This is a genomic window from Tenacibaculum aiptasiae (genome assembly GCF_008806755.1).
In the GTDB taxonomy this organism is placed as follows: Bacteria; Bacteroidota; Bacteroidia; order Flavobacteriales; family Flavobacteriaceae; genus Polaribacter; species Polaribacter aiptasiae.
Genome location: NZ_WAAU01000003.1, coordinates 71,275 through 96,635 on the forward strand (window position 1 = coordinate 71,275; position 25,361 = coordinate 96,635).

At 30.7% G+C, this 25,361-nt stretch carries 20 protein-coding genes; 9 read left to right on the top strand and 11 right to left on the bottom strand.

The annotated features are described in order from the left end of the window. The first annotated feature begins 99 nt into the window (after window positions 1-99). Window positions 100-1,233, top strand: a complete 1,134-nt coding sequence (locus F7018_RS00370) for an SPFH domain-containing protein (protein WP_150897994.1) — start codon at window positions 100-102, stop codon at window positions 1,231-1,233. 73 nt (window positions 1,234-1,306) lie between these two features. After that, window positions 1,307-2,410 (top strand): DNA helicase PriA, encoded by a 1,104-nt coding sequence (locus tag F7018_RS00375; RefSeq protein WP_150897995.1) that lies wholly within the window; start codon window positions 1,307-1,309, stop codon window positions 2,408-2,410. Window positions 2,411-2,490: 80 nt separating this feature from the next. Here the strand turns inward: F7018_RS00375 and F7018_RS00380 are convergent, their stop codons facing one another. Together F7018_RS00380 and F7018_RS00385 are read right to left on the bottom strand one after the other, a co-directional pair. Then, entirely contained in the window at window positions 2,491-2,877 is a 387-nt protein-coding gene (locus F7018_RS00380) for a DUF1573 domain-containing protein (RefSeq protein ID WP_150897996.1), read from the bottom strand. A gap of 19 nt (window positions 2,878-2,896) precedes the next feature. Then, window positions 2,897-3,784 (bottom strand): tetratricopeptide repeat protein, encoded by an 888-nt coding sequence (locus F7018_RS00385; RefSeq protein WP_150897997.1) that lies wholly within the window; start codon window positions 3,782-3,784, stop codon window positions 2,897-2,899. Window positions 3,785-4,266: 482 nt separating this feature from the next. Between F7018_RS00385 and F7018_RS00390 the strand changes: the two genes are divergently transcribed. Both F7018_RS00390 and F7018_RS00395 read left to right on the top strand, forming a co-directional pair. Next, on the top strand, window positions 4,267-4,938 hold the full coding sequence (locus tag F7018_RS00390; protein WP_246175014.1) for a sensor histidine kinase: 672 nt from the start codon (window positions 4,267-4,269) through the stop codon (window positions 4,936-4,938). A 6-nt stretch (window positions 4,939-4,944) separates the two neighbouring features. Next, a complete protein-coding gene (locus F7018_RS00395; RefSeq protein WP_150897999.1) occupies window positions 4,945-5,622 on the top strand; it encodes a LytR/AlgR family response regulator transcription factor in 678 nt (225 codons plus the stop codon). An 11-nt stretch (window positions 5,623-5,633) separates the two neighbouring features. Here the strand turns inward: F7018_RS00395 and F7018_RS00400 are convergent, their stop codons facing one another. Genes F7018_RS00400 through F7018_RS00410 form a run of 3 tightly spaced genes read right to left on the bottom strand, consistent with a single transcriptional unit; the run spans window position 5,634 to window position 8,001 of the window. Then, the gene (locus F7018_RS00400) at window positions 5,634-6,779 is read right to left on the bottom strand and encodes an endonuclease (protein ID WP_175578596.1); all 1,146 of its coding nucleotides are present in this window, start codon (window positions 6,777-6,779) and stop codon (window positions 5,634-5,636) included. Between the two features lie 21 nt (window positions 6,780-6,800). Further along, complete coding sequence (locus F7018_RS00405; protein WP_150898000.1) at window positions 6,801-7,418, bottom strand: FAD-dependent oxidoreductase; 618 nt, start codon at window positions 7,416-7,418, stop codon at window positions 6,801-6,803. Window position 7,419: 1 nt separating this feature from the next. Continuing rightward, window positions 7,420-8,001, bottom strand: coding sequence for a MarC family protein (locus F7018_RS00410; RefSeq protein ID WP_150898001.1), 582 nt, complete (start codon window positions 7,999-8,001; stop codon window positions 7,420-7,422). A 109-nt stretch (window positions 8,002-8,110) separates the two neighbouring features. On the opposite strand from F7018_RS00410, the gene F7018_RS00415 reads away from it, so the two are divergent. Then, the gene (locus tag F7018_RS00415) at window positions 8,111-8,674 is read left to right on the top strand and encodes a DUF3109 family protein (RefSeq protein WP_150898002.1); all 564 of its coding nucleotides are present in this window, start codon (window positions 8,111-8,113) and stop codon (window positions 8,672-8,674) included. A 54-nt stretch (window positions 8,675-8,728) separates the two neighbouring features. Here F7018_RS00415 and F7018_RS00420 read toward each other — a convergent pair whose 3' ends face one another. The 6 genes from F7018_RS00420 to trxA form a co-directional block, all read right to left on the bottom strand. Continuing rightward, window positions 8,729-9,430 (bottom strand): SusE domain-containing protein, encoded by a 702-nt coding sequence (locus F7018_RS00420; protein WP_150898003.1) that lies wholly within the window; start codon window positions 9,428-9,430, stop codon window positions 8,729-8,731. Further along, a complete protein-coding gene (locus F7018_RS00425) occupies window positions 9,430-13,362 on the bottom strand; it encodes a thrombospondin type 3 repeat-containing protein (protein ID WP_150898004.1) in 3,933 nt (1,310 codons plus the stop codon). Before F7018_RS00425 ends, F7018_RS00420 begins: the two co-directional genes overlap by 1 nt. A gap of 115 nt (window positions 13,363-13,477) precedes the next feature. Then, a complete protein-coding gene (locus tag F7018_RS00430; RefSeq protein WP_150898456.1) occupies window positions 13,478-14,815 on the bottom strand; it encodes a deoxyguanosinetriphosphate triphosphohydrolase in 1,338 nt (445 codons plus the stop codon). 84 nt (window positions 14,816-14,899) lie between these two features. Beyond that, on the bottom strand, window positions 14,900-17,287 hold the full coding sequence (locus F7018_RS00435) for a ribonucleoside-diphosphate reductase subunit alpha (protein WP_150898005.1): 2,388 nt from the start codon (window positions 17,285-17,287) through the stop codon (window positions 14,900-14,902). Between the two features lie 171 nt (window positions 17,288-17,458). Then, window positions 17,459-18,430, bottom strand: a complete 972-nt coding sequence (locus tag F7018_RS00440) for a ribonucleotide-diphosphate reductase subunit beta (protein WP_150898006.1) — start codon at window positions 18,428-18,430, stop codon at window positions 17,459-17,461. Window positions 18,431-18,712: 282 nt separating this feature from the next. Continuing rightward, window positions 18,713-19,072 (bottom strand): thioredoxin, encoded by a 360-nt coding sequence (trxA, locus tag F7018_RS00445; RefSeq protein WP_150898007.1) that lies wholly within the window; start codon window positions 19,070-19,072, stop codon window positions 18,713-18,715. Window positions 19,073-19,242: 170 nt separating this feature from the next. Between trxA and F7018_RS00450 the strand changes: the two genes are divergently transcribed. The 4 genes from F7018_RS00450 (at window position 19,243) to F7018_RS00460 (ending at window position 25,306) form a co-directional block, all read left to right on the top strand. Beyond that, window positions 19,243-21,399: a prolyl oligopeptidase family serine peptidase gene (locus F7018_RS00450; protein WP_150898008.1), complete on the top strand. Its 2,157-nt coding sequence runs from the start codon at window positions 19,243-19,245 to the stop codon at window positions 21,397-21,399. 111 nt (window positions 21,400-21,510) lie between these two features. Next, window positions 21,511-21,684 (top strand): hypothetical protein, encoded by a 174-nt coding sequence (locus F7018_RS18220; protein ID WP_175578597.1) that lies wholly within the window; start codon window positions 21,511-21,513, stop codon window positions 21,682-21,684. 460 nt (window positions 21,685-22,144) lie between these two features. Further along, window positions 22,145-24,283 (top strand): M13 family metallopeptidase, encoded by a 2,139-nt coding sequence (locus F7018_RS00455; RefSeq protein WP_150898009.1) that lies wholly within the window; start codon window positions 22,145-22,147, stop codon window positions 24,281-24,283. Between the two features lie 90 nt (window positions 24,284-24,373). Next, window positions 24,374-25,306 carry an ABC transporter ATP-binding protein gene (locus F7018_RS00460; protein WP_150898010.1) on the top strand — a complete coding sequence of 311 codons (933 nt, stop codon included), beginning with the start codon at window positions 24,374-24,376 and terminating at the stop codon, window positions 25,304-25,306. Window positions 25,307-25,361: the final 55 nt, after the last annotated feature.

Genomic DNA, 25,361 nt, shown 5'->3' on the forward strand with positions numbered 1-25,361 from the left:
CTCAAGCTATTTGCTTGAGTTTTTTTGTTGGTGAAACTTGTAACAAAAAATAAGCTAAGAATACTTATATTGTAGAGGTAATCTATTAAAAAGAATCAAATGGGAATTTTCGATGAAATTAAAAAGAAATTAAGCCACGAGTTTATTGATATAATTGAATGGCTTGACAATACAAATGATACTATTGTTCATCGTTTTGAACGCTACCAAAATGAAATTAAAAATGGTGCTCAATTAGTAGTAAGAGAAGGACAAATCGCTGTATTTATAAACGAAGGGCAATTAGCCGATGTTTTTAAACCAGGAACCTACACTTTAAACACTCAAAACTTACCTATACTTGCTACTCTAAAAGGATGGAAATATGGTTTTAACAGCCCTTTTAAAGCTGAAGTATATTTTGTTAGTTCACGCATGTTTACTGACGAAAAATGGGGAACTAAAAACCCTATTACTTTAAACGATGATCGTTTTGGTTTTGTAGAAATAAGAGCTTTTGGTACTTATGCTTTTAAAATTAACGATGCCGGTAAGTTTATAACAGATATTGTTGGTACTGATAGCCATTTTACCAATTATGAAATAAATGAGCACCTTAAAAGTTTAATCTCTACTCGTTTTACTGATACTATTGGTGAAGCTAATTTACCGATTGAATTGTATGCTGCTAATACAAACGAGTTGTCGGAAACTTGCTTAGAGGTAATGAATCCTGAATTTAATTCAGTAGGTATTTCCTTAGAAAAGTTCTTCATTGAAAATGTTTCAATGCCAGAAGAACTGAAAAAAGAAATTTTTGAATACAGCAGACTTAATAAAGTAGATTTAGATAAGTTAGCAAAATTCAAAGCTGCTAAAGCAATGGAAGCTGCTGCTTCTAACGAATCTGGTGCTGCTGGTGCTGGTATGGGTATGGGTATGGGCTTTGCCATGGCCCAACAAATGGGAAACTTATTTAACCAACAAACGCAGTCAAAAACAGTAAATCAACCTGCTTCAACTGGAGCTACTCCACCACCATTACCAAATCAAGTTCAATACTATTATGCAGCTAATGGCCAGCAAGCTGGACCTGTTAATTTTGAAGCACTTAAGAATTTATTTGCGGCTAGAAGTATAAACGCTGAAACCTTAGTTTGGAAACAAGGAATGGCCAATTGGACTAGCTTACAAAGCGTGCCTGAATTACAAAACTTATTAGGTTCTGTACCTCCACCTTTACCAAATAATTAAAATATCAATCTATAATTAGAACTTAACCTATTATTCTTTAATAATGGGTTAGTTTTATATGATTCTAATATCAATGAATCAAGAAACAATACAACATTCTGAACAAAAAAAACCATGTATTAATTGTGGTGCTGAACTGCTATATAAACCTGGTTCTTCTGAAATTAAATGTGAATATTGTGGTTATGAAGAAACAATAGAAAAAACAGATTCTGTATTTGAAGAACTAGAGCTATACCCTTATTTAGAAAAAATGGGGGCACAATCTCATACTGAAAAAATAAGTATGCTGCATTGTAAATCTTGTGGTGCAAATCAACATATAGAGGAAAACTATAAATCTTTACACTGTGTATATTGTAGCCAACCTCTTGTTGTAGAAGATGCTTATGACGAAGATTGGATTTTACCTGGCGCTGTGCTTCCTTTTCAATTGACACACAAACAATCTCATGAGATTTTTAGAAAATGGGTAAAAAGTTTATGGTTTGCGCCTAATAAACTTCAAAAAGCAGCTTTAGATCCACAAAAAACAAAAGGTTTATATGTTCCTTATTGGACTTTTGATGCTGAATTATTTGCAAATTATACTGGTCAACGAGGAGATTATTACTATGTAACTGAAAGTTATAATACTGTTGAAAATGGAAAAAGTGTAACAAAAACAAGGCAAGTTAGAAAAACTAGATGGACACCAGCTTATGGATCTGTTAGCGGTTTTATAGACGACACCCTTATTAACGCTTCTAAGAAAAGAAACAATTCTTTACCAAACAATATAGCTAATTGGGATTTAACCGCCTTAGAAACCTTTAATTCTAAATATTTAGCAGGTTTTGTTACTGAGAAGTATACATTACCTTTAGAAGATGGTCATTTAAAATCTAAACAAGAAGCTGAGAGAATAGCAACTAATTGGGCTTGTAGAGATATTGGTGGCGATACACAGCGTGTAAGTAGTTTAGACATGACGCTTTCTGAAGAAACTTTTAAGCATATATTATTACCTGTTTATATCTCTTCTTATTTATTTAATAGTAAGAAGTATCATTTTTATGTAAATGGTCAAACTGGTAAGATTTCAGGAAATAGACCTTATTCTTTCTGGAAAATATTTTTCTTATGTTTATTTATACTTACAATTATTGGTCTAATAATCGTTTTTTCTGAAAAATAAAACGAGGTATTCAAAATATAAATCATTTATAAAAATTAAAAACCGAGTTGAAATCAACTCGGTTTTCTACAAACAGTAAATTAAACTTTTTCTTTATTAAGTTTCTCTTTACTAACAAACCCTTTAATCTTTATCATTTTTCTCGATTGTTTTGCATTTGATATAATAGTAACAGCCTTTGAAAACCCTCCCATTCTTGAAGTATCATAAGAAACTTGTATTTGTCCTTTTTCGCCAGGCATAATTGGTTTTTCTGGTTTTTTTGGTACAGCACAACCACAAGTAGATTGAACTCCAGTTATAATTAAAGGCGCATCTCCTATATTGGTAAATTCAAATGTTCTTGTTCCTTCTGATCCTTGACTTATTTTTCCGTAATCTATAGATTCAGTTACAAACTTAAACTCTTGTGCATTCATTGTTATTCCAATAAAACAAAGCACTAAAAAAGGTAAAATTGTTTTCATATTTTCTGTTTTTAAATTATTAAATCATTTCTTTTTTTATTTTTTCAATCATTTCAATAGCATTTTCATCGTTAGGTTTTAGTTTTAAAACCTTCTGATAACTTTGCAGTGACTTTTCATAATTTTTATTTGTGTAATAAGCTTCTCCTAAGCTATCAAAAACGTTGTATTTATATGGATACATCTTTGTGTTTAATTGAAATACAAATAAGGCTTTTTCTATTTGCTTAGATCGCAATAACTTGTATCCAAAAGTATTTAACTCCCTACTCCCCTTAGTAAACTCAGCAAAAGAAACTATCAATTTTTCTTCCTCTTTCTTTAGATCTTCTAAAGACTTAAAATTCATTAAACTATGTAAATTTTCTGCTACGATATATTGTGGTGCATATCTTTTTCCTTGAGTAATAGCAAGCATATCTCTTTCATAATCTTGCTTTGGAGATTCAACAATTCTTCCAACCTCTCTATTATTTTTGTAAAAAATAAAGGTAGGTACTCTGTGAATATTCAATCCTTTTTCTTCTCCATTAGGTGATGCTTTGTATGCTTCAGGTTTTCTATCAACCGCAATAGCTTCTAAATTCTTTAGATCATATCCAGCTTCGTCTAATACTTTATAAAATTTTGGAATTCCTCGTTTACTATCTCCACACCAACTACCATAAAAAACCTTGATCGTATAGTCTTTTAATTGCTCTTTAAATTCGTTTATTACATCTTTGTTTGTGATATAGTCTTCATAGTTTTTTTGAAACCATGAAAAGTCTTTTGTTTCAAAAGCTTTTTTGTTAGTTTTTCCTAACAACATAACTCTACCTTTACTGTCTAAAGTTGTTTTATTAATCTGTTGAGCACTAATTATACAGCTAATTAAGAAGAAGCTACCAAGTAATATTTTTTTCATTTTTTTTGAATTATACTCGAATTTATTTCATTCTTACTCTATAAAAAAACTTGAAGTATATACTGCTTAAAAAACAGTATTAACAACATAAATTCAAAATAATATGCAGTATGTACCGACGAAATAACCTTTCGTACTTATTCTTTTGCTGAATGGTGAATTTTTACTTACTTACATATCCTATGATTACATTAAATAGAAAAAATAGCACAGAGGCTTTAATTCATGTACTTTTCTGGGTCTTATTTACTTTTGTCTCACTATTTGTCTTTACAAAATATTACTGGGCTGAAAACCCTTTTTTACAGTACTTTTTTATTCTTGTTGTTATTGTATATACAAATAATCAAATTTTATTACCCTACTTTGTCAAAAAGAAGTGGTATGTGTGGTATTCTTTACTTTTTATTCTTATTTCATTTTTAGCAACACAATTGTATTGTAATGTTTTTACTCGCTGCGGTTGTACTATTATGAAATGTTTGAGTGATTACTTATGGCAAACTTTAACTCCGTTGCTGTTTTTTTCATTTATATGGATTCTTTTCAAATACATTGATCAATCTGAAGAAGTAGAAAAAATAAAACAGGAAAGAACTACTATGGAATTAAAATTTTTAAAATCTCAAATAAATCCACATGTACTGTTTAATAATTTAAATACCATTTACTCGTATTCGCTAGAAAAACCTGATAATACTCCTGATTTAATTTTAAAGCTATCAGATAATTTAAAACATGTATTATATGAGAGTAATGCTGAAAAGGTAAGTCTACAAAAGGAAATACAATTTCTAGACAATTATATTACCTTTCATAAAATTAGAACTGAAGGATTAAAGCAAATTAAATACAGTACTTTCTCTGATAATGATACTTATACAATAGCTCCTTTACTTTTAATAACTATTATTGAAAATGCTTTTAAACATAGCTCTGTAAATAGTGTTATTAATATTGATATTATTGCTAAAAACAATACACTTGTTTGTATCACTACAAATAGCTTTGATAAAAAAACTATTAAAAACAATAATACTATTGGTTTAGGAAATTTAAAAAAACGATTAGATTTATTATACAAAGACAACTATAAATTAGATATTGATTCCTCTAATGTTTTTAAGGTAACATTAAACCTCAATTTAAGTTAATAAACTATGAACTGTATTATTATTGAAGACGAGCTTCCTGCTCAAAATATTTTAAAAAATTACATTAAAAAAGTACCTGGCGTTCATCTTACAGATACTTTTCAAACGGCTATAGCAGCCAATAAATTTTTTAAAAATAATACCGTTGATACCGTTTTTTTAGACATTAACTTACCTGATATTTCTGGATTAGATTTTATCAAAACAATTAAAAACCCACCAAAAATTGTTATTACCACTGCATATCCTGATTATGCTGTTACCAGTTTTGAATTGGATACTATTGTTGATTATTTAGTAAAACCCTTTTCTTTTGATCGTTTTTTAAAGGCAATAACTAAAGTTGAAAAACATTTAAGTCGTGAAGAGATTAAACAAGAAAATGTACTTTTTTTAAATATCGATAAAACAATACATAAAGTACATATTTCAGATATCTTGTATTTAGAATCTGATAGAAACTATGTTACTTTTCATACAACTTCAAAAAAGTTAACTATTATTGATTCTCTTAAAAAATGGAGAGATTCTTTAGAAAAGAATCATTTTGTACAAATTCATAAATCATATCTAGTAAACACAAAAAAAATAGATAAACTCGCCGGAACAAGTTTATCTATTAATAATATTTCTTTGCCTGTAGGAAGGACTTATAAGAATAATATAAAAGCTATTTTAAAATAGCTTTTATATTATTATTTCCATGTGTTTTCAGCGTCTCCACCACCCCAGATTACAGTAGCTAAATATGGGTTATCAATTAATGGATTTCTATTTCCTTGTGCATTTGCAACTACATTATTACGAGTTTTTTCAAAATCTGATACTGGATCATCTATATTCCATTGTAATAATAAATCAATCATATTACTATCTGATGAATTAGCAGAACCTACAATTACGTTTTTAGGTAAACATTGGTTACCATAACGTAAATACATATACATTATCATACGTGCTACATCACCTTGCCATTCTTCACCAGGATACCAATTTCCAGACACATCCTTAGCATTACCTGATCCTGCAGCGAATAATTTATTTCCTCTGTTAGAATTCATTGTAACATCTGATGGTCTTAAATGATGCGCATCAGAACCTGGTCCTGTGCTTCCTAAGTTAGGTGTTCCTAATGATCTTGGGTATACATGTTCTCTATTCCAATCAGAACCTGCTGTACCTCCGTTACTATCCTTACCTCTACTTCTATCTGTTACAGTATTTCCATCAGAATCATTGTACCCATAAACTAAAAGAACTTTAGTATTGTTTGTAGGATCTAAATCTGATTGCTTTAATACATCCCAAACACCTGGTGTGTATGATAAATTAGTAGCATGTGTACTTGTAATTTTTGTTGCTAAAGCATCTTTTAATGCAGATCCTGTTAAAGTAAAGTTTACATCATTGTAATAACTAGCTAATGATGAAGGAATATTGAAATTTCCTGAATTATTAGAATTACCAGTAGAAGCTTTTACAGTAACAGTAATTGTAGCTGTAGAACAACTCGATGTTGTAATAGTACTACATATTGTATATTTAAAAGAATCATTTCCTACAAAATCTTTAGCTGGTGTATACGTAAAACTATTTCCACTTTGCGTTATTGCTCCATTTTTTAACGAATTAGGTTCTACAGTTATCTTTACATTACCTTGTTTATAAGTATCGTTAGATAAGAAATCAGAGATAACCTTTGCTTTATTTTCTTCGCCTTGGTAAGAATCATTTATCGCAGTAACTTTATCTTCTGGCACTGGTGGTACCACCTCACTGTCGTTTCCTCCACAATTAATATATAAAAGGGCTATAACCCCTAACATTAATATTCTTTTCATCGTTCTATATACTATTTAAATTTACTTTGTTACTATTTTATCGTGTACTTTAGTTGGTATATTATCATTCCATTCTGTTAATATATCAGTAGCTACACTTGCTCCACTACCTGCAGCAATGGCAAATTGACTACGCCATCCTGCTAAAGTTCCGCAAACATACAAACCTTTTTTTATTAGATGGTTAAAATTACGTAATTGTATTCTGTCTTTCATAGCATTAGCACGCATATGTGGTTCAACATATTGCTCTAAACCTGCTATTTCAAAGGGTTTTGAATAATTTAATGCTATAACTACATTTTTACTAAAATACTCATTCTTGTTGGTAATTACCTTGTATATATCTTCTTTGTCGTCTAAAACAGCGATTACTTTTTCATTTTCTAACTGTGAAATAGCTGGGTATTGAGTTTTTAATTGCTCTTTTCCATCAATTAATATATCCTTCCCTAAGGTTCCAGGAGCTAATCCTAAAACATTATTGAACAAAGCATTTTGTAAATGAGAAGATCGTTGATGTAAGATAATTCCTACTTTTTTACCTTTGCTGTATTCTTTATTTTGAGCTGATCCCAATACTAACGCACATTGCATTCCTGCGACTCCTCCTCCAATAATTAAAGTGTCAAAACTCATACTATGCTAATAAAACTTTTATATTCGTTGCAAATAATTTTACAGCAATTGCTAATAGAATTACACCAAAAACCTTTCTAATTATTTTTATTCCATTATTACCGATCATTTTTTCAATTTTAGAAGATGTTTTTAAAACGATGTAAATAACTAATACATTTAATAAAACTGCTATAATAATATTTCCAATATGAAATTCAGCTCGTAAAGATAAAAGTGTAGTTAAACTACCTGGACCAGCTATTAATGGAAAAGCAAGAGGGAAAACTGTTGCTGTTAAGGTTTCATCTTCGTCTTCTTTGTACAACGTAATTCCTAAAATCATTTCTAAAGCTATAAAGAATAAAATAAAAGCTCCAGCTACGGCAAAAGAATGAACATCTATACCAATTAAACTTAACAATCGTTCTCCTACGAATAAGAATAAAATCATAATAAAACCCGCTATTACTGAGGCTTTTTCTGATTGAATATGACCTACTTTTTTACGTAGATCAATAATAATAGGAATGTTTCCAATAATATCAATTACCGCAAACAATACCATGAAAGCAGTAAAAATTTCTTTTAAGTTAAAATTCATATTATAATGTTTTTCAGGTGCAAAATTAGATAAGTAATGTTACAATCTAGTATTTTTGCATTTAAATTTACGTGAAGTTAACATAAACTTCCAACTTTAAATATCTTTTATGTTTCAATTAGGAAAAACCATCGTTTCAGAAGATCTTATAGAAAAAGACTTTGTTTGTAATTTATCGGCATGCAAAGGTGCTTGTTGTATTGATGGTGATGCAGGAGCGCCATTACTAGAAGAAGAAACTAAAATTTTAGAAGACATATATCCTAAAGTAAAACCTTTTCTTCGTAAAGAAGGTATTGATGCTATTGAAAAACAAGGAACATGGATTACAAGTGACTTTGGAGAATTAGAAACTCCTCTTATTGATGATGCTGATTGTGCTTATGTAATTTTTGACGATAAAGGGACTGCTCTTTGCGCTATTGAAGAAGCATACAACCAAGGTATCGTAAATTGGAAAAAACCTATTTCTTGCCACTTATACCCTGTTCGTGTCAAAGATTATAGCGAGTTCTCAGCAGTTAACTATCATAAATGGGAAATTTGTGATGACGCTTGTTCTTTAGGTAAAGAACTACAAGTACCTGTTTATAAATTTGTAAAACAGGCTTTAGTTAGAAGATTTGGTCAGAATTGGTATGATGAATTAGAGAAGTTAGCTGAAAAAAAATAAAAAAGAGGTGATTTAAAAATCACCTCTTTTTATTTATATACTTAAAATACGGTTTTAATTTACTTTAAAACTCCATATTTGTCCAATTGATTTTGCTCCTGAATCATCAATTGTATTTACTTTCCAGTAATATGTTTTTCCACTTGCAACAGTAACATTTAATGTGTTTGTTGTTAAAAGAGATCCTTCTTTTGTTTTTGGATCAGCATCTTCTCCAAAATACACATCGTATTTTAATGTATCTCCTGTGTTAGAATCTGCCCCTTTCCATTCTAAACTAACCGTAGTACCAGAAACAGAACTATCCATAGCTGGACTTGTTAATTCAGCTGTAAATGGTGCTGCGTTTACAACTCCAGTTCCTTTAGTATAAAAAGCAAATACAGACGAAGCATCTCCTGATTTACCTTTACTATCTGTAGCTGTAACACGCCAATAAAGTGCTACTCCCTTTTCTAATGTAATAGAAAGTTCAGAAGTATTTGCTGTTTCTGTTTTAACAATGTTAGTCATATCTCTATTTTTAGATATTTCAACCTTATATGTTACAGCATCATTATTTGGGTCAGTTGCATCAGTCCAATTAAATGTAATTGTATTATCAATACATAATAAATTTTCTGTAGGATATTCTAAATCTACTTTACTAGGCGCTTCATTAACAACTTCTCCGCCACCGCTTGAGCTACTTCCTCCTCCACAAGCAACGAATAATGGAATTGAAAATAAAGCTATATTTTTTATTGCTTTTATCATTATTTTAAGATTTTAAAAGTATTAGTTTTATCTGTACCAATTTTTAAGATATAAATTCCAGATCTGAAGCTATCAAATGGAATTGACACTTCATTTCCTTGTCTTTCAACTTTTTTATCTAACACTACTTTACCTGCAACGTCATAAACTATTACATCTAAATTAGATGGTCCATTTGAAGGTACTATTAAGTTAATAGCGTCTGTAACTGGGTTTGTTCTTAAGAATATATTATCTATTGAAGTTTTAAATACTCCTTCACAAGCTTTAGCTGTTTTAACCTCTAAAATTCCACTTCCTTCAACTTTTAAGTTAAATGATGATACATTAAATGTTTCTATTAAATTACCATTGAAGTAAACATTATAAGGAGCTGTTCCTGAGTTTACATTAAACGTATAATCTTTAGATTGTTGATTTTTAGAAACTTTTAAAGAAATAGGACTTGCCTTATCAATATTAATTTCAAAACATTGCTTGTAACTCTTACCGTTAATTTCAACACAAACTTCATAACTAGCTGGTTTTAAGTTTTCAAAAGTTAACGATGTAGTTGTTAATGGTTTTGATTCATTTTTTCCATCACCAATTAAAGTTACAGTATAAGCTACAAAAGTTTGCTTAACATTTACAGTAATTTTACCGTCATTTTGGTCTACACAAGTTTCTGAAGTACTTTCTATAGAAATATTATCAGGGTTTAAATAACTTGTATCACAAACATCTCCTATTCCATTACCATTTGTATCTTTTTGATCTGCATTTTTAACTTTTATACAGTTGTCTTTATCGTCCATTACACCATCTCCATCTGTATCTTGACAAGCATCACCAACTCCATTACCATCTGTATCTTTTTGATCTGGATTAGCAGTAGTTGGACAATTATCATCAACATCTAAAACACCATCTCCATCTGTATCTTGACAAGCATCTCCTATTCCATTTCCATCAGAATCTTTTTGATCTGCATTAGCAGTAGTTGGACAGTTATCAACACCATTTAAAACACCATCTCCATCATCATCACCATTTGGATTAGATTCTTTTTTAAATTCACCAGAGAAAACACCTCTACCATAAGTCGCTGCAAAAACCACATTATCATCTCTTAAATCTAAATCTAAAACCGGTACACTACTCATTCCGTTATATGATTGAGTCCAAACTGGTGAAGATTTTGTAATATCTGCTGTTTTCCATACTCCTAAATCTGTACCCAATATCACTTCTTTTCTGTTTAACGGGTTTTGTAAGACAGCCTTTACAGGAATATCTGGTAAATTACCTTCTTTGTTTAACCAATTTGTTCCTCCATCATTAGTATACCATACACTTACAACGCCATAGTTATGCATTGTTACAAAAATATCATTCTCAGTTTCACCAAATTCTATATCAGAAACAGAACCTACAAAACCTTTACCTGTAATATCTGCCCAAGTACCAGATCCTGTATTTGCTCCTTCAACTCTTAATACTTTACCATTCTTTAACCCTACAAATAATTTAGTAGTAGCTGTTGTATGTGGAGATACTTTTAATGCTGAAGGTTCAGCATTCATTAATCCATTAGTTAAATCTTCTTTAACAGATGTTGCTAAAATGTTTGAATATCTTCTTACAACATAATTAGATCCTTCTGAATAATTTGAGTATAATATATTTAAATTAGAATCTAATTCTTCTTGATTTATAAAATCTCCTTTACTCAAATCTTCTTCATTTATCATGATCTCAGAATTTGTAGCATAATTACGTAAAACTATTGCTTGATTATAAACATAATTAGCAATATGATACTTATCTGTTCCATCTGTATCAAAGAAACTTGCTGCACCATCTCCTCCAAACACTCTACTAGAACTATTGATTCCTGCAACAGCATTACTGATCAACTGTGTTCCATTATCTTGTGCTCCTGCTAAGAAATATTCATTTCCTCCGAAAGCTCCTTTTGGAGCAACTCCAACTGTATAGAATTGTAAAGTATTATAATTTTTGTTTCTAGCTTCAATTACACCTCCTGAATCATTAGAAAAATAAACTCCTCCGTCATTACCAAATACCATTCTAGATGATGATGCGAAAGCTAATCCATGTTGATCTGCATGAACTAAAGATTTAGCTAATCCTGATAAATTGTTATTATTTGACCATTTTGATATTTGCTCCCAAGAACTAGCACCATCAACTGATTTAAATAAATCAATTCCTCCAATATAAACAGTATTTTCATTATTAGGATCTACCTTTAATAGTAAATCATAGAATGCTTGACCTCTGGTAAAATCATTAGCTGGAATTCCTGTATCTACATCATCTGGTAATGTTATATCAGTAATATTATTAAAATCATCAGTTGTCTTATACATTTTAACTGGAGTTCCAGAACTACTTGTAGCTCCTAATACATATACTACTCCTGCATTTGTAGGCGATGTAGCAATTTCAGTTCTAGTTCCTGCTGGTACAATATATTTTAATGTGAATGTTGTTCCATCAGTTGATTTAAAAACAGATCCTCCTCCGTCTCTAAATGTAAAACTTTGATTAGTACTTAAATAAATTGAGTTATCAGAAGCTATTTCTAAATTATTTGGTTCATATTCATTTCCGTTTGTAGTTTTAGGAATGTTAACTTTTGAAAAATTTGTTCCATCTGTCGATTTATATAACCCGAAACTATCTCCTCCTAAAGAAGCTCCTCCAGTATATCCTGATTCTCCTGCTGCTACATACACTTCAGAAGTACCACCATTATTTCTAACTATAATATCATTTACATGTTGTACACCTGGTACCACAGTTCCATTAGTTGCTCCATCTTTTACTTTTATTAACTCTACAGAAACTGTTTCTGTTGCTAATTTTTCAATAATAGAGTCACCTACTTCTTTTCCTATCATTAAAGCAGGAATTGTAATTGAACCATCTGTTCCTGACATATTAAAAGGATTAGTTGTTACATTGTTAACAACAATAGCAGCAACTGCACCTGCATCTTGAGCAGCTTTTACTTTAAGAGTAAAATTACAAGAACCTCTTCTTATAACAGCTATTTTTCCATTTAAAGCCGAAGAGTTAGTTAAAGCTTCACAACCATCTTCAGTTGTTCCTACTCCATCATTAACTAATACTAAATCATTAACTATTGGAGCAGTAATAGCTCCTCCAAAAAAAGTAGTTCGAATTGCTGGATGTTCACCAGCAATGGCTGCTGGTGCTGTTATTTTTAGTTTTGAATTTGAATCTAAAAATGAACTTCCTGTAGCACCTCCAAATACTCTAGCCCAAGAATTTCCTCCATCGGTAGATTTCCATACTCCATTACCATTTACGTCACCATTAACGTAAGACTCTCCTGTACCTACATAAAATGTTTTTGAATCATTAGGGTCTACTGCAATACATGTAATTGCTAAGTTTTCTGAAATCCCAACCTTTACCCATTTATTTAAAGGATCTGAAATTTTAGTATTTTTCCATAAACCTCCACTTACACCTCCAGCAAATACTGTTTCATTGGTTGCATCATTTGGATCAAACAATAAAGCTCTTGTTCTTCCTCCTACATTATCAGGACCTCTCTCAACCCAAGCATTATCTGGCTCACCTGGAGATTTTTGTCCTGCTCTCATTTTATTTAACTTCTCTTGAAGTTGATAAACATTTTCTTTGTGTGTTCTTCCTGTGTTTGGATTTATCTCACTCAGATATTTTTGCTCAAAGTAAGCATTCGGCGGTAATCCTTGAGCTTTTCTTTGTTTTTTTGGTAGTTCAGCCGTTTTTTGATACGGATGATTTTTTAAAAGTTCTGCATGTTGTTTTCTTAATTTTTCAACCTTGGAATCATTTCTTTCCAAAGATTTAAAAACAACACCACTTAAAGCTACAATTAGTAAGCTAAAAAAAAGTATTCTTTTATTCATAATAAAGTTATTAGTAACACATATAACAGGCGTGGTTAGTTTTTCCCTACCTTTTTTTTAAAAAAAAGCTAATATATTGAATATTTTAACATAAAAAATAAACTTTAACAGTCGTTTAAACAACATTTCCTTTTATTTTTTGATACAATCTTATTGCGAAACCATCCGATAAACCAGATACATAGCTAGCTATTTGCATAATTCTATCATATAACTTTTCTTTTTCTTTTTGGTATTCTTTAGGAAGTAAGTTCAACACTAACTTATCATAATTTGACTCTTTTCCTTCAAATTTATTGTTAAGAGCCGTAACAAAAACATCTAACAAATCAGCAATAATTTTATAACCTGCTACTTCTTTCTCTATTACTTCTTTGCTACGATAAATTTTTTCTACACTAATTTTTATGATATCATTAATTTGTGCTTCAAACTTACATTTATCCAACAAGGATTTATCAAACGTTCCATTTAATATCTCTTCTTCATTTTCTAAGAAAATATCAATTGCTTCATTGATTAATACACCAATTGCCAAAGCTCTCAAATAACTAATTCTATCTTTTTTATGTTGAAGTGAATGATATTTTTTAATATCGATGGTATCTTTTACCAACTTAACCATATACTCCAAAGCATAATCTTCATCTATTAACCCTAGGTTTATTCCATCTTCAAAATCAATAATTGTATAGCAAATATCGTCTGCAGCTTCTACTAAGTACGCCAATGGATGTCGATAATACGACATTCCATCACTTTCTTTTCTCTTCAAACCTAAATCGTTAGCTATATCTAAAAAAGCCTCTTTTTCCGATTGAAAAAAACCATACTTTTTGTCAACTATATGTTTGGTTGGTTTTTTAGGCAGACTTTCTTTAGGATACTTCATAAAAGCTCCTAAAGTAGCATAGGATAGTCGTAAACCTCCTTCGGTTCCCTGATTATTCTCTGTTAGAATTTTAAATCCATTTGCATTACCTTCAAAATCTATGATATCTTGATACTCTTTTTCTGTAAGTTTTTCTTTGTATTGAAATCCTTTTCCTGTTTTAAAGTATTCTCCTATTGCTTTTTCTCCTGAATGACCAAAAGGCGGATTTCCTATATCATGCATTACAGAAGCTGCTGCTACAATTGCTCCAAAATCATTAAAAGTATATCCTAATTCTTTTAGATTTGGGTGTCTTTCTAATAATATCTTACCCACTCTACGACCAAGTGTCCTACCAACTACAGATACTTCTAAACTGTGGGTTAATCTAGTATGTACAAAATCGGTTTTTGAAAGTGGAATTACCTGTGTTTTATCTTGAAGACTTCGAAATGCTGATGAAAATATAATTCTATCAAAATCTACTTCAAATCCTAGACGTGTTTCGTCTTGTTTTATTCGTTCTCGTTTTTGAGTGTCTCCATAACGTTTTAAAGAAAGTAATTGTTCCCAGTTCATCATTTTGAATAAAATTTTTTCGAAAATACTAAAAAAGAGAAGCCTTTCGACTTCTCTTTATCACTTTTAATTTAATCCTAGTGTTTAAGAACCACACATTAAACAATCGTCTGGTCCTTCTGCATTTTTAGAAGCATCTACCATTGCCTTAAATTCTTCTGGGCTCATTGGCTTATCTTCTTCTTTCTTTTCTATATTTAACGTAAATTGCTTCGCATTAACTGCCGATTTTGTACGTAAATAATACATTCCAGTTTTTAAACCAGATTTCCAAGCATAGAAATGCATTGATGTTAACTTACCAAAATCAGGATCTTTCATAAATAAGTTTAACGATTGAGATTGATCAATAAAATATCCTCTTTGACGAGCCATATCAATAATATCTTTCATACTCATCTCCCAAACTGTCTTATATAAGTCTTTTAACTCTTGTGGAATCACTTCAATATGTTGGATAGATCCATTAGCACGCATAATATCTTCCTTCATATTATTATCCCATAAACCTAACTCTACTAAATCTTCTAGTAAATGTTTATTTACTACGATAAACTCTCCTGATAATACTCTACGTGTATAAATATTAGAAGTATATGGTTCAAAAGCTTCATTATTTCCTAAAATCTGTGATGTAGAAGCTGTTGGCATCGGTGCAACTAATAAAGAGTTACGCACTCCATGTTTCTTAACTTCTTTACGTAATGCTTTCCAGTCCCAACGACCACTTAATTCATCATCATTAACTCCCCACATATTGTATTGGAATTCTCCTTGAGACATTGGTGACCCTTCATAAGTAGAATATGCTCCTTTTGCTTTTGCTACCTCCATAGATGAAGTTACCGAAGCAAAGTATAATGTTTCAAAAATTTCTTGGTTTAATTTTTTTGCTTCATCCGATGTAAACGGCATACGTAACATGATAAAAGCATCTGCTAATCCTTGAATCCCTAATCCTACTGGACGGTGACGCATGTTTGAATTTTCTGCCTCTACTACTGGGTAATAGTTACGATCAATTACTGTATCTAAGTTTCTAATTACTTTTTTAGTTACTTCAAATAATCTGTCGTGATCAAAGAATTTATTACCATTTTCATCCTCAGCAACAAACATTGGTATAGCTATCGATGCTAAGTTACATACAGCTACCTCATCTTCAGCTGTATACTCCATAATCTCTGTACATAAATTTGAAGAACGAATTGTTCCTAAATTCTTCTGGTTTGATTTACGGTTAGCAGCATCTTTATATAACATGTACGGAGTACCTGTTTCTATTTGAGACTCTAATATCTTTTCCCATAAATCACGAGCTTTAATGGTTTTCCTTCCTTTTCCAGCTTCCTCGTAGCTTGTATATAAACGCTCAAACTCTTCTCCATATGTATCATATAAGTGTGGACACTCGTGCGGACACATTAATGTCCAATCTCCATCTTCTTGTACTCTTTTCATGAATAAATCAGAAATCCACATTGCATAGAATAAGTCACGTGCACGCATTTCTTCTTTACCATGATTCTTTTTTAAATCTAAGAAATCATAAATATCTGCATGCCAAGGCTCTAAATACATAGCAAAAGAACCTTTACGTTTTCCTCCTCCTTGATCTACATATCTAGCAGTATCGTTAAATACTCGTAACATTGGAACGATACCATTTGATGTACCATTGGTTCCTGCTATATAGCTTCCTGTAGCACGAATATTATGTATAGACAAACCAATACCTCCAGCAGATTGTGAAATTTTTGCTGTTTGTTTTAATGTATCATAAATACCGTCGATACTATCATCTTGCATTTGTAATAAAAAGCATGATGACATTTGTGGTTTTGGTGTTCCAGCATTGAATAAGGTTGGCGTTGCATGAGTAAAATATTTTTTACTCATTAATTCGTATGTAGCAATAGCCTCATCAATATCTTCTTTATGAATTCCAATAGAAACACGCATTAACATTTGTTGTGGACGCTCAACAATGTTACCATTTAACTTTAACAAATATGATCTTTCTAAGGTTTTAAAACCAAAATAATCATAATTAAAATCACGACTATAAATAATAGTTGAGTCTAATTTATCAGCATTTTTCATGATGATTTCATATACATCATCCGCTAATAATGGAGCTTTATTTCCTGTACGAGGATTGATGTATTCATACAAATCAGTCATCGTATCAGAAAAAGATTTCTTTGTGTTTTTATGTAAGTTAGATACGGCTATTCTTGCAGCTAATTTTGCATAATCTGGGTGAGCTGTAGTCATAGTAGCAGCAATTTCTGCAGCTAAATTATCTAATTCAGAAGTAGTTACCCCATCATACAAACCTTCAATAACTCGCATTGCTACTTTTACTGGATCAACAATTTTGTTTAATCCATAACACATTTTTCTAACCCTTGCTGTGATTTTATCGAACATCACAGGCTCTTTTCTGCCGTCTCTTTTTACTACATACATATTCTTACTGGTTTTTAAATTTGTTAATAAAGTTACTATAGCACTATATAATAGTAACTCATGTTTGTTAAAATAATTTTGTTTCTTAGGGGAAACCTTATGGTGCAAAAGCACAAAATGTGCTTTTGCAAAAAATTACCGCATGTAGGGGTTAGCAGTATTTATATTTTACTAGAAATCAGCATCGAAACTGATATCTCCTGTACCTCCTGATGACACACCAGCTTTTTGGTACTCTGATACTCTTTTCTCAAAGAAGTTTGTCTTTCCTTCTAACGAAATCATTTCCATAAAATCGAATGGATTCGACACATTATATTCTTTTTCACAACCAAATTCTAATAATAACCTATCAGTTACATACTCTAAATACTGAGTCATTAACTTAGCATTCATACCAATTAAACTTACAGGTAAAGATTCTGTAATAAACTCTCTTTCAATAGAAAGAGCATCAATAATTATTTCTCGAATACGCTCTTTTGGTACTTTATTAACTATATGGTGGTTATGTAAATGAACTGCGAAATCACAGTGCATTCCTTCATCTCTAGAAATTAACTCATTAGAAAACGTTAACCCTGGTAACAATCCTCTTTTCTTTAACCAGAAAATAGAACAAAATGAACCTGAGAAGAAAACACCTTCAACCGCTGCAAATGCAATTAATCTTTCTGCAAACGAATCAGATTCTATCCACTTTAATGCCCATTCAGCTTTTTTCTTGATTGCTGGAAAAACCTCTATAGCTTTAAATAACCTATCTTTTTCCTCTTCATCTTTAACATAAGTATCTATTAATAAAGAGTATGTTTCTGAATGAATATTTTCCATCATTATCTGAAAACCATAAAAAAACTTTGCTTCAGAATATTGAACTTCATTTACGAAGTTTTCTGCTAAGTTTTCATTTACGATACCATCAGAAGCAGCAAAAAAGGCTAAAATATGTTTAATAAAGTAACGCTCATCGTCTGTCAATTTTTTATTCCAATCATTTAAATCGGAATGTAAATCGATTTCTTCGGCTGTCCAGAAACAGGCCTGCTGTTTTTTATACCATTCCCATAAATCATTATGTTGAATTGGAAAAATTACAAATCTATCTTTATTTTCTTGTAAAATTGGTTCAGTTACAGCCATTCTTTTTGAGCTAAATTTTATGTGTTATTTTGTCTTCTTGAGGGATAAAACAAAGATTCAAAAAATTGCTAAAAATTGAAAGCGATACTTATTCACAAATCCCTTGAAGTTTTTAACAAATTAGCTTTTCTCTTAAAAAAAACGTCATTTTTTAATTTTTACAAAACACTTAAAAACAACAACTTAAAAACCAAAAAACAGCTTCCGTAGTGATAATCACTGAGTTTCTTATTTTGGTTTTTTGTACAAAAAAAGTGATGCTTTTTGCATCACTTTTAATTTTTATTTTTCAACTTTTAAAACGTCTTTTATTATTTGTTCTATCTGTTTTTGAGGGAGTGCTCCATGAGCCATTTGAGGCTCTTCTCCCATAGGGCAAAATAACATTGATGGAATACTACGAATTCCGAATGCTGCTGATAATTCTTGTTGCTCTTCAGTATTTATTTTATAAATATCTATTTTCCCTTCATATTCTTCACTTAATACTTCTAAAACTGGAGCTAATGCTTTACATGGACCACACCAGTCTGCATAAAAATCTATCAATGCTGGTTTATCTCCTTCAAATTTCCACTCTTTATTTTCTTCGTAGTTGAACACTTTCTTTAAAAATGTTTCTTTTGTTAAGTTTTCTGTCATTATTGTAGTTTTTTACTAATTCTTGTTTAGTAATATTTTTTAAGCATAAAAATAGTCGTTTTTATTTCTAAAGATTACACAAAACTTATTTAATGTTAAATTCATCTTAAAAAAACAAGGTTCCCAATCATTTTCTTCTAACTTTGAAAGAATTAACTAATTATTTCATCATGAAAAAAATTCTTTTCCCTGTCCTTTGTGCCAGTGTAATACTAGTATCTTGCAAAGAACAAAAACAAACCAAGAAAAACATTACTGTGAATTATCCTGAAACAACCAAAAAACCTGTTGTAGATGATTATTTCGGAACTAAAGTTACCGATAATTACCGTTGGCTAGAAGATGACCGTAGTCCAGAAACTGAAAACTGGGTAAAAGCTGAAAACGAAGTTACTTTCGATTACTTAAGCAAAATACCATACCGTAAACAAATAAAAGATCGTTTATCTGAATTATGGAACTACGAAAAAGTAGGTACTCCTTTTAAAGAAGGAAACTATACTTATTTTTATAAAAATGATGGTTTACAAAACCAATACGTATTATATAGAAAGGATGATAGTGGTAAAGAAGAAGTTTTTTTAGATCCTAATACTTTTTCTAACGACGGAACTACCTCTTTAGGTTCTGTTAGCTTTTCTAAGAGCGGAGATATTGTTGCTTATTCAATTTCTGAAGGAGGTAGCGATTGGAGAAAAATTATTGTGATGGATGCCAAAAACAAAGAAATTATTGGTGATACCTTAATTGATGTAAAGTTCTCTGGTATAGCTTGGAAAGGTAATGAAGGTTTTTACTACTCTAGTTACGATAAACCTAAAGGAAGTGAACTTTCAGCAAAAACAGATCAACATAAACTATATTATCATAAGTTAGGGACTAAACAAAATGAAGACGCTGTTATTTTTGGAGCTACTCCAGAAGAAAAAAACAGATACGTTGGTGGTTATTTAACTGAAGATGATAAATATTTAATCATCTCTGCTTCAACATCTACTTCTGGAAATAAATTATTTTTAAAAGACTTAAGTCGAGAAAACAGTAAACTAGTTACCGTTGTAGATAATTATAAGAATGATACTTATGTAATAGATAATCGTGATGATAAATTATATTTAGTTACCAACTTAAATGCACCTAATAAAAAGGTAGTAACAGTAGATGCTAAAAATCCTACTCCAGAAAACTGGAAAGATTTTATTACTGAAACTGAAAATGTTTTATCTCCTTCTACCGGTGCTGGATATTTCTTTGCTGAATATATGGTTGATGCTGTTTCTAAAGTATTACAGTATGATTTTGATGGAAAATTAATTCGTGAAGTTAAATTACCTGGTGTAGGGTCTTCTGGTGGTTTTGGAGGAAAAACTGATGCTAAAGAATTATATTTCTCTTTTACAAATTACAATACTCCAAGCTCCTCTTATAAGTTTAATCCACAAAACGGTACTTATAAATTATATTGGAAACCAGCTATTTCTTTCAATTCTGATGATTATGAAAGTAAACAAGTTTTCTACACTTCAAAAGACGGAACTAAAGTTCCTATGATTATTACCTACAAAAAAGGATTAGAATTAAATGGTAAAAACCCAACTATATTGTATGGTTATGGTGGATTTAATGTTTCTTTAACTCCTTCTTTTAGCATTGCTAATGCAGTATGGATGGAGCAAGGAGGTGTATATGCAGTACCTAACTTACGTGGTGGTGGTGAATATGGTAAAAAATGGCACAAAGCTGGAACTCAATTACAAAAACAAAATGTTTTTGACGATTTTATTGCTGCCGCTGAATACTTAATTAAAGAAAAATATACTGCTTCTGATTTCTTAGCAATTCGTGGAGGATCTAATGGAGGTTTATTAGTAGGTGCTACAATGACACAACGCCCTGACTTAATGAAAGTTGCTTTACCAGCTGTAGGTGTATTAGACATGTTACGTTATCATACATTTACTGCAGGTGCTGGTTGGGCATATGACTACGGAACTGCAGAACAAAGTGAAGAAATGTTTAAATACTTAAAAGGATACTCTCCAGTACACAATGTTAAAAAAGAAGCATATCCTGCTACTATGGTAACTACAGGAGACCACGACGACCGTGTTGTACCTGCTCATAGTTTCAAATTTGCTGCAGAATTACAAGAAAAACAACAAGGAGATAACCCTGTATTAATTCGTATTGAAACTAATGCTGGTCACGGTGCTGGAACGCCTGTTGCTAAAACCATAGAACAATACGCTGATATATTTGGTTTTACATTATTTAACATGGGATTTGATCAATTACCAAACCCTCCAAAATCAAAAATTAAGAGTTAACTAATATTAATTCAAACACAAACATCTTTATATTTTTAACTTTTTAAATTTTGATATTTTGTAAAAAAAATATGTTTATATTGCAATCATTAATCGTAAAACACAATTACTATGAATTTTAAAAATTTGAAAAAGTATCAATTAAAAAAAGATGAACTAAAAAACATTGAAGGAGGAAACAACAACCCTTCAAACGAACTTCAAAAGTTTGATTATTGTCCTTCTGGTTATGTTGAAGTATGGATTAATTATCGTTTTACTGGTTGTTTCTTACGACCTTTATAAACAATCTATATAAAAAACAACTTTACAAACAAGCTGAACAATGATATCATTGTTCAGTTTTTTTATTTTTGACTTCTTCTTTTAAAAACCTTAAAACTTCATTAGTTGTTTAAATAACAACAGATAAACTTATTTTTTTTAAGTTTGTTACTTAATCCTAAAATTACTCATCAGCAAACTAATAGAAATATATTAGTTTTATAATATTTATCAGCAGATTTTATATTTTATTAAATCTGCTGAAATCAAAAAATAAGAAATAAACTGTAACATTTTTTGCATTTAGTATTCTTATATAAATAAACCTAAAAACCATGATGTTTATTTCTTTTGAAACTATATTCAAAACGCTGTAATGATACATAGGTATTATAATTAAAACAAGAAAAAGATAAAAAAGCGAAACAAGAAGGAAAACAAATAAAAATCAATTGTAATTAAATCAATCAAATTATATACAATGAAAACCATTCACAAAATGCTGTTTACTACTGCTGTGGCTTCTTTAGCAATTGCATCGTGTAAAACAGATAAAAAAGCGGATAAACAACCTGAGGAAAAAGTTCAGGGAATTATCTTAGAAAACATGGATACCTCTGTAAAACCTACAGACGATTTCTTTAGATATGTAAACGGGGCTTGGTTGGATAAAACTGAAATCCCTGCCGACAGAACTTCTTGGGGAGGTTTTGGAGAGCTTCGTAAAAAAACAGATGCTGATGTATTAGCTATCTTAAACAAAGCTATTGAAGAAGGAAACTTTCCTAAAATAAAAGATTCTGAAGGAAACGAAATCGATTCTGATCAAGAAAAAGCTGTAAACTACTACGAAACTATTATGGATACCGTAGCTAGAAACAAAGCTGGTAAAGAACCTTTAAAGCCCTTCCTAAAAAAAATTGAGGAGATTAAAGATTTAAACGGAGTACAAGAATTTATTACTAACATGGCTCCTTATGGAGGTGGTGGTTTCTATGGATTTGGAGTTTTCAACGACCTTAAAAACAGTAGTATGAATGCTGGTTATATGGGAGCTGGAAGTTTAGGATTATCTAGAGACTATTATGTAGATGATAAAGTAAAAGATAAGCTTGAAAAATATCAAGAATTTGTAGCTAAAATGTTACAAGAATTTGGTGACGATGAAGCTACTGCAAAGAAAAACGCTGAAACGATTGTTGGTTTTGAAAAAAGCTTAGCAGAACCAATGATGACTAAAGAAGAGCGTAGAGATACTCGTAAAATGTATAATCCAATGACTATTGAAGAGCTAACAGCTTTAGCCCCAACAATTGATTGGGCAGCTCATTTAAAAGGAATTGGAGTTAAAAATCTTGATAAAATAGACGATAATAATCTCGATAAAGCAGGTGATAAGAATCTTAATAAAGTAATCGTTACTGACCCTGGGTACTTTAAAGCAATGAGTGAAATCCTTAAAACTCGTCCTGTAGAAGATATCAAGCTATTATTACGTTGGAATGCAATTAATAACTCATTAGGATTATTATCTACCGACTTAGAAAAAGCTAACTGGGAGTTTTACAGTAAAGTAATGCGTGGAGCTAAAAAGCAACGTCCAAGAGACGAACGTGCTTTAGGTAACTTAAACGGTGCTATTGGAGAAGCTTTAGGTAAATTATATGTTGATGCTAAATTCCCGCCAGAAGCTAAGAAAAAAGCTAAGGAAATGATTGACAATGTAATGTTAGGTTTTGAAAAACGTATTGCTCAATTACCTTGGATGAGTGAAGAAACTAAGAAAAAAGCCTTAGAAAAATTACATAAATTAACTGTTAAAATTGCTTACCCAGATAAATGGAAAGACTATTCTGCTTTACAAGTTAAAGGTTTAAAAAACGGAGGTACTTATTTTGACAATGCTATTAATGTTTCTAAATGGAACTTTGATAAAAACATGGCTAAATTAGGTAAAGAAGTAGATAGAACTGAATGGGGAATGTCTCCACAAACAGTAAATGCTTACTTTAACCCTGTAAATAACGAAATCGTATTCCCAGCAGCAATTTTACAACCGCCTTTCTACAACTATAAAGCTGATGAAGCTGTAAACTATGGTGGAATTGGAGCTGTTATTGGTCACGAAATCTCACACAGTTTTGATGATTCTGGTGCTCGTTTTGACGGTGATGGAAACCTTAAAAATTGGTGGACTGAAGAAGATTCTAAAAAGTTTAAAGACGTTGGAAGTAAATTAGTTAAACAATACAGTGATATTATTGCCATTGATAGTATGCATTTAAATGGTGAGTATACTTTAGGTGAAAACATTGGTGATTTAGGTGGTGTTCAAGCTGCTTATGAAGGATTAAAAGTATTCTTAGAAAAGAACGGTCGTCCTGATGATATTGATGGTTTCTCTCCTGAACAACGTTTCTTCCTTTCTTGGGGTACTATTTGGAGAACTAAAATGCGTGATGAGGCTTTAAAGAACTTAATCATGACAAATACACATGCTCCAGGTCAATATAGAGCTTATATGCCTCTTAAAAACGTTGACGCTTTCTATGAAGCATTTGATGTAAAAGAAGGTGATAAAATGTATTTAAAACCTGAAGAAAGAGTTAGAATCTGGTAAAAAGATTTTTTCTTTTGATAAAATACAAAAACCGATGCTTTTGCATCGGTTTTTTTTATATAAAAAATAGAGTTCATTATTTTTGCAACTATGTTAAAAGTTAACAATATCTCTTTTTCATATTCTGATGAAAAATCAACCTTAAAAAACATTAATTTCTCCTTAGAAAAAGGCGAGCATTTATGTGTTATGGGGGAAAGTGGTTGTGGAAAATCTACTTTATTAAAAGCTATCTACGGCTTATTAGATTTAAATGAAGGTACACTTTACTGGAATGATATTCAAATTTTAGGTCCAGCCCATCATTTGGTGCCTGGAATGGATTTTTTTAAGTACGTAGCTCAAGATTTTGACCTAATGCCTTTTATTTCTGTAAGTGAAAACATTAAAAAATTTCTTTCTCGTTTTTACCCAGAAGAAGCAGAAAAAAGAACACAAGAACTCCTTGATGTTATAGAAATGACTTCGTTTGCTAACGAAAAAGTAAAAAATTTAAGTGGAGGTCAACAACAACGAGTTGCCATAGCTAGAGCAATAGCTAAACAACCTGAATTACTTCTTTTAGATGAACCTTTTAGCCAAATAGACAACTTTAAAAAGAATTCTCTACGAAGGAAGTTATTTGCTTATTTAAAAGCAAATAATATTTCCTGTATCGTTGCAACGCATGACGGTAACGACGCTTTATCTTTTGCTGATAAAATGATTGTAATAAAAAATCATAAAGTTATTGCTAATGATACACCTGATAGTTTATACAAAGGATTAAAACAAAAATATATTGCTTCTTTATTTGATGATGTGAATGAGTTTTTTTTGAACGAAAAACAAGTTTTATTATATCCTCATCAAATACAAGTTGTTGAATATTCTAACAATAAAGCTATTGTTAAAAAAGCATATTTTAAAGGATATTATTGGCTTATAGAAGCATATTATAATAATCAAACTATTTTCTTCAACTATCATTCAATTATAGATACAAAAAAAACAGTTTCATTAGCGTTCAATGAAACTGTTTAAACCAATAATAACTATCTCATAATTATTACTCAACTATTTTAATATACTTTTATAT

Excerpts from the sequence above, each read along its gene's own strand:
- F7018_RS00370 (WP_150897994.1), top strand. The coding sequence starts at position 100 with ATGGGAATTTTCGATGAAATTAAAAAGAAATTAAGCCACGAGTTTATT.
- F7018_RS00375 (WP_150897995.1), top strand. The coding sequence starts at position 1,307 with ATGAATCAAGAAACAATACAACATTCTGAACAAAAAAAACCATGTATT.
- F7018_RS00380 (WP_150897996.1), bottom strand. The coding sequence starts at position 2,877 with ATGAAAACAATTTTACCTTTTTTAGTGCTTTGTTTTATTGGAATAACA.
- F7018_RS00385 (WP_150897997.1), bottom strand. The coding sequence starts at position 3,784 with ATGAAAAAAATATTACTTGGTAGCTTCTTCTTAATTAGCTGTATAATT.
- F7018_RS00395 (WP_150897999.1), top strand. The coding sequence starts at position 4,945 with ATGAACTGTATTATTATTGAAGACGAGCTTCCTGCTCAAAATATTTTA.
- F7018_RS00400 (WP_175578596.1), bottom strand. The coding sequence starts at position 6,779 with ATGAAAAGAATATTAATGTTAGGGGTTATAGCCCTTTTATATATTAAT.
- F7018_RS00405 (WP_150898000.1), bottom strand. The coding sequence starts at position 7,418 with ATGAGTTTTGACACTTTAATTATTGGAGGAGGAGTCGCAGGAATGCAA.
- F7018_RS00410 (WP_150898001.1), bottom strand. The coding sequence starts at position 8,001 with ATGAATTTTAACTTAAAAGAAATTTTTACTGCTTTCATGGTATTGTTT.
- F7018_RS00415 (WP_150898002.1), top strand. The coding sequence starts at position 8,111 with ATGTTTCAATTAGGAAAAACCATCGTTTCAGAAGATCTTATAGAAAAA.
- F7018_RS00420 (WP_150898003.1), bottom strand. The coding sequence starts at position 9,430 with ATGATAAAAGCAATAAAAAATATAGCTTTATTTTCAATTCCATTATTC.
- F7018_RS00425 (WP_150898004.1), bottom strand. The coding sequence starts at position 13,362 with ATGAATAAAAGAATACTTTTTTTTAGCTTACTAATTGTAGCTTTAAGT.
- F7018_RS00430 (WP_150898456.1), bottom strand. The coding sequence starts at position 14,815 with ATGAACTGGGAACAATTACTTTCTTTAAAACGTTATGGAGACACTCAA.
- F7018_RS00435 (WP_150898005.1), bottom strand. The coding sequence starts at position 17,287 with ATGTATGTAGTAAAAAGAGACGGCAGAAAAGAGCCTGTGATGTTCGAT.
- F7018_RS00440 (WP_150898006.1), bottom strand. The coding sequence starts at position 18,430 with ATGGCTGTAACTGAACCAATTTTACAAGAAAATAAAGATAGATTTGTA.
- trxA (WP_150898007.1), bottom strand. The coding sequence starts at position 19,072 with ATGACAGAAAACTTAACAAAAGAAACATTTTTAAAGAAAGTGTTCAAC.
- F7018_RS00450 (WP_150898008.1), top strand. The coding sequence starts at position 19,243 with ATGAAAAAAATTCTTTTCCCTGTCCTTTGTGCCAGTGTAATACTAGTA.
- F7018_RS18220 (WP_175578597.1), top strand. The coding sequence starts at position 21,511 with ATGAATTTTAAAAATTTGAAAAAGTATCAATTAAAAAAAGATGAACTA.
- F7018_RS00455 (WP_150898009.1), top strand. The coding sequence starts at position 22,145 with ATGAAAACCATTCACAAAATGCTGTTTACTACTGCTGTGGCTTCTTTA.
- F7018_RS00460 (WP_150898010.1), top strand. The coding sequence starts at position 24,374 with ATGTTAAAAGTTAACAATATCTCTTTTTCATATTCTGATGAAAAATCA.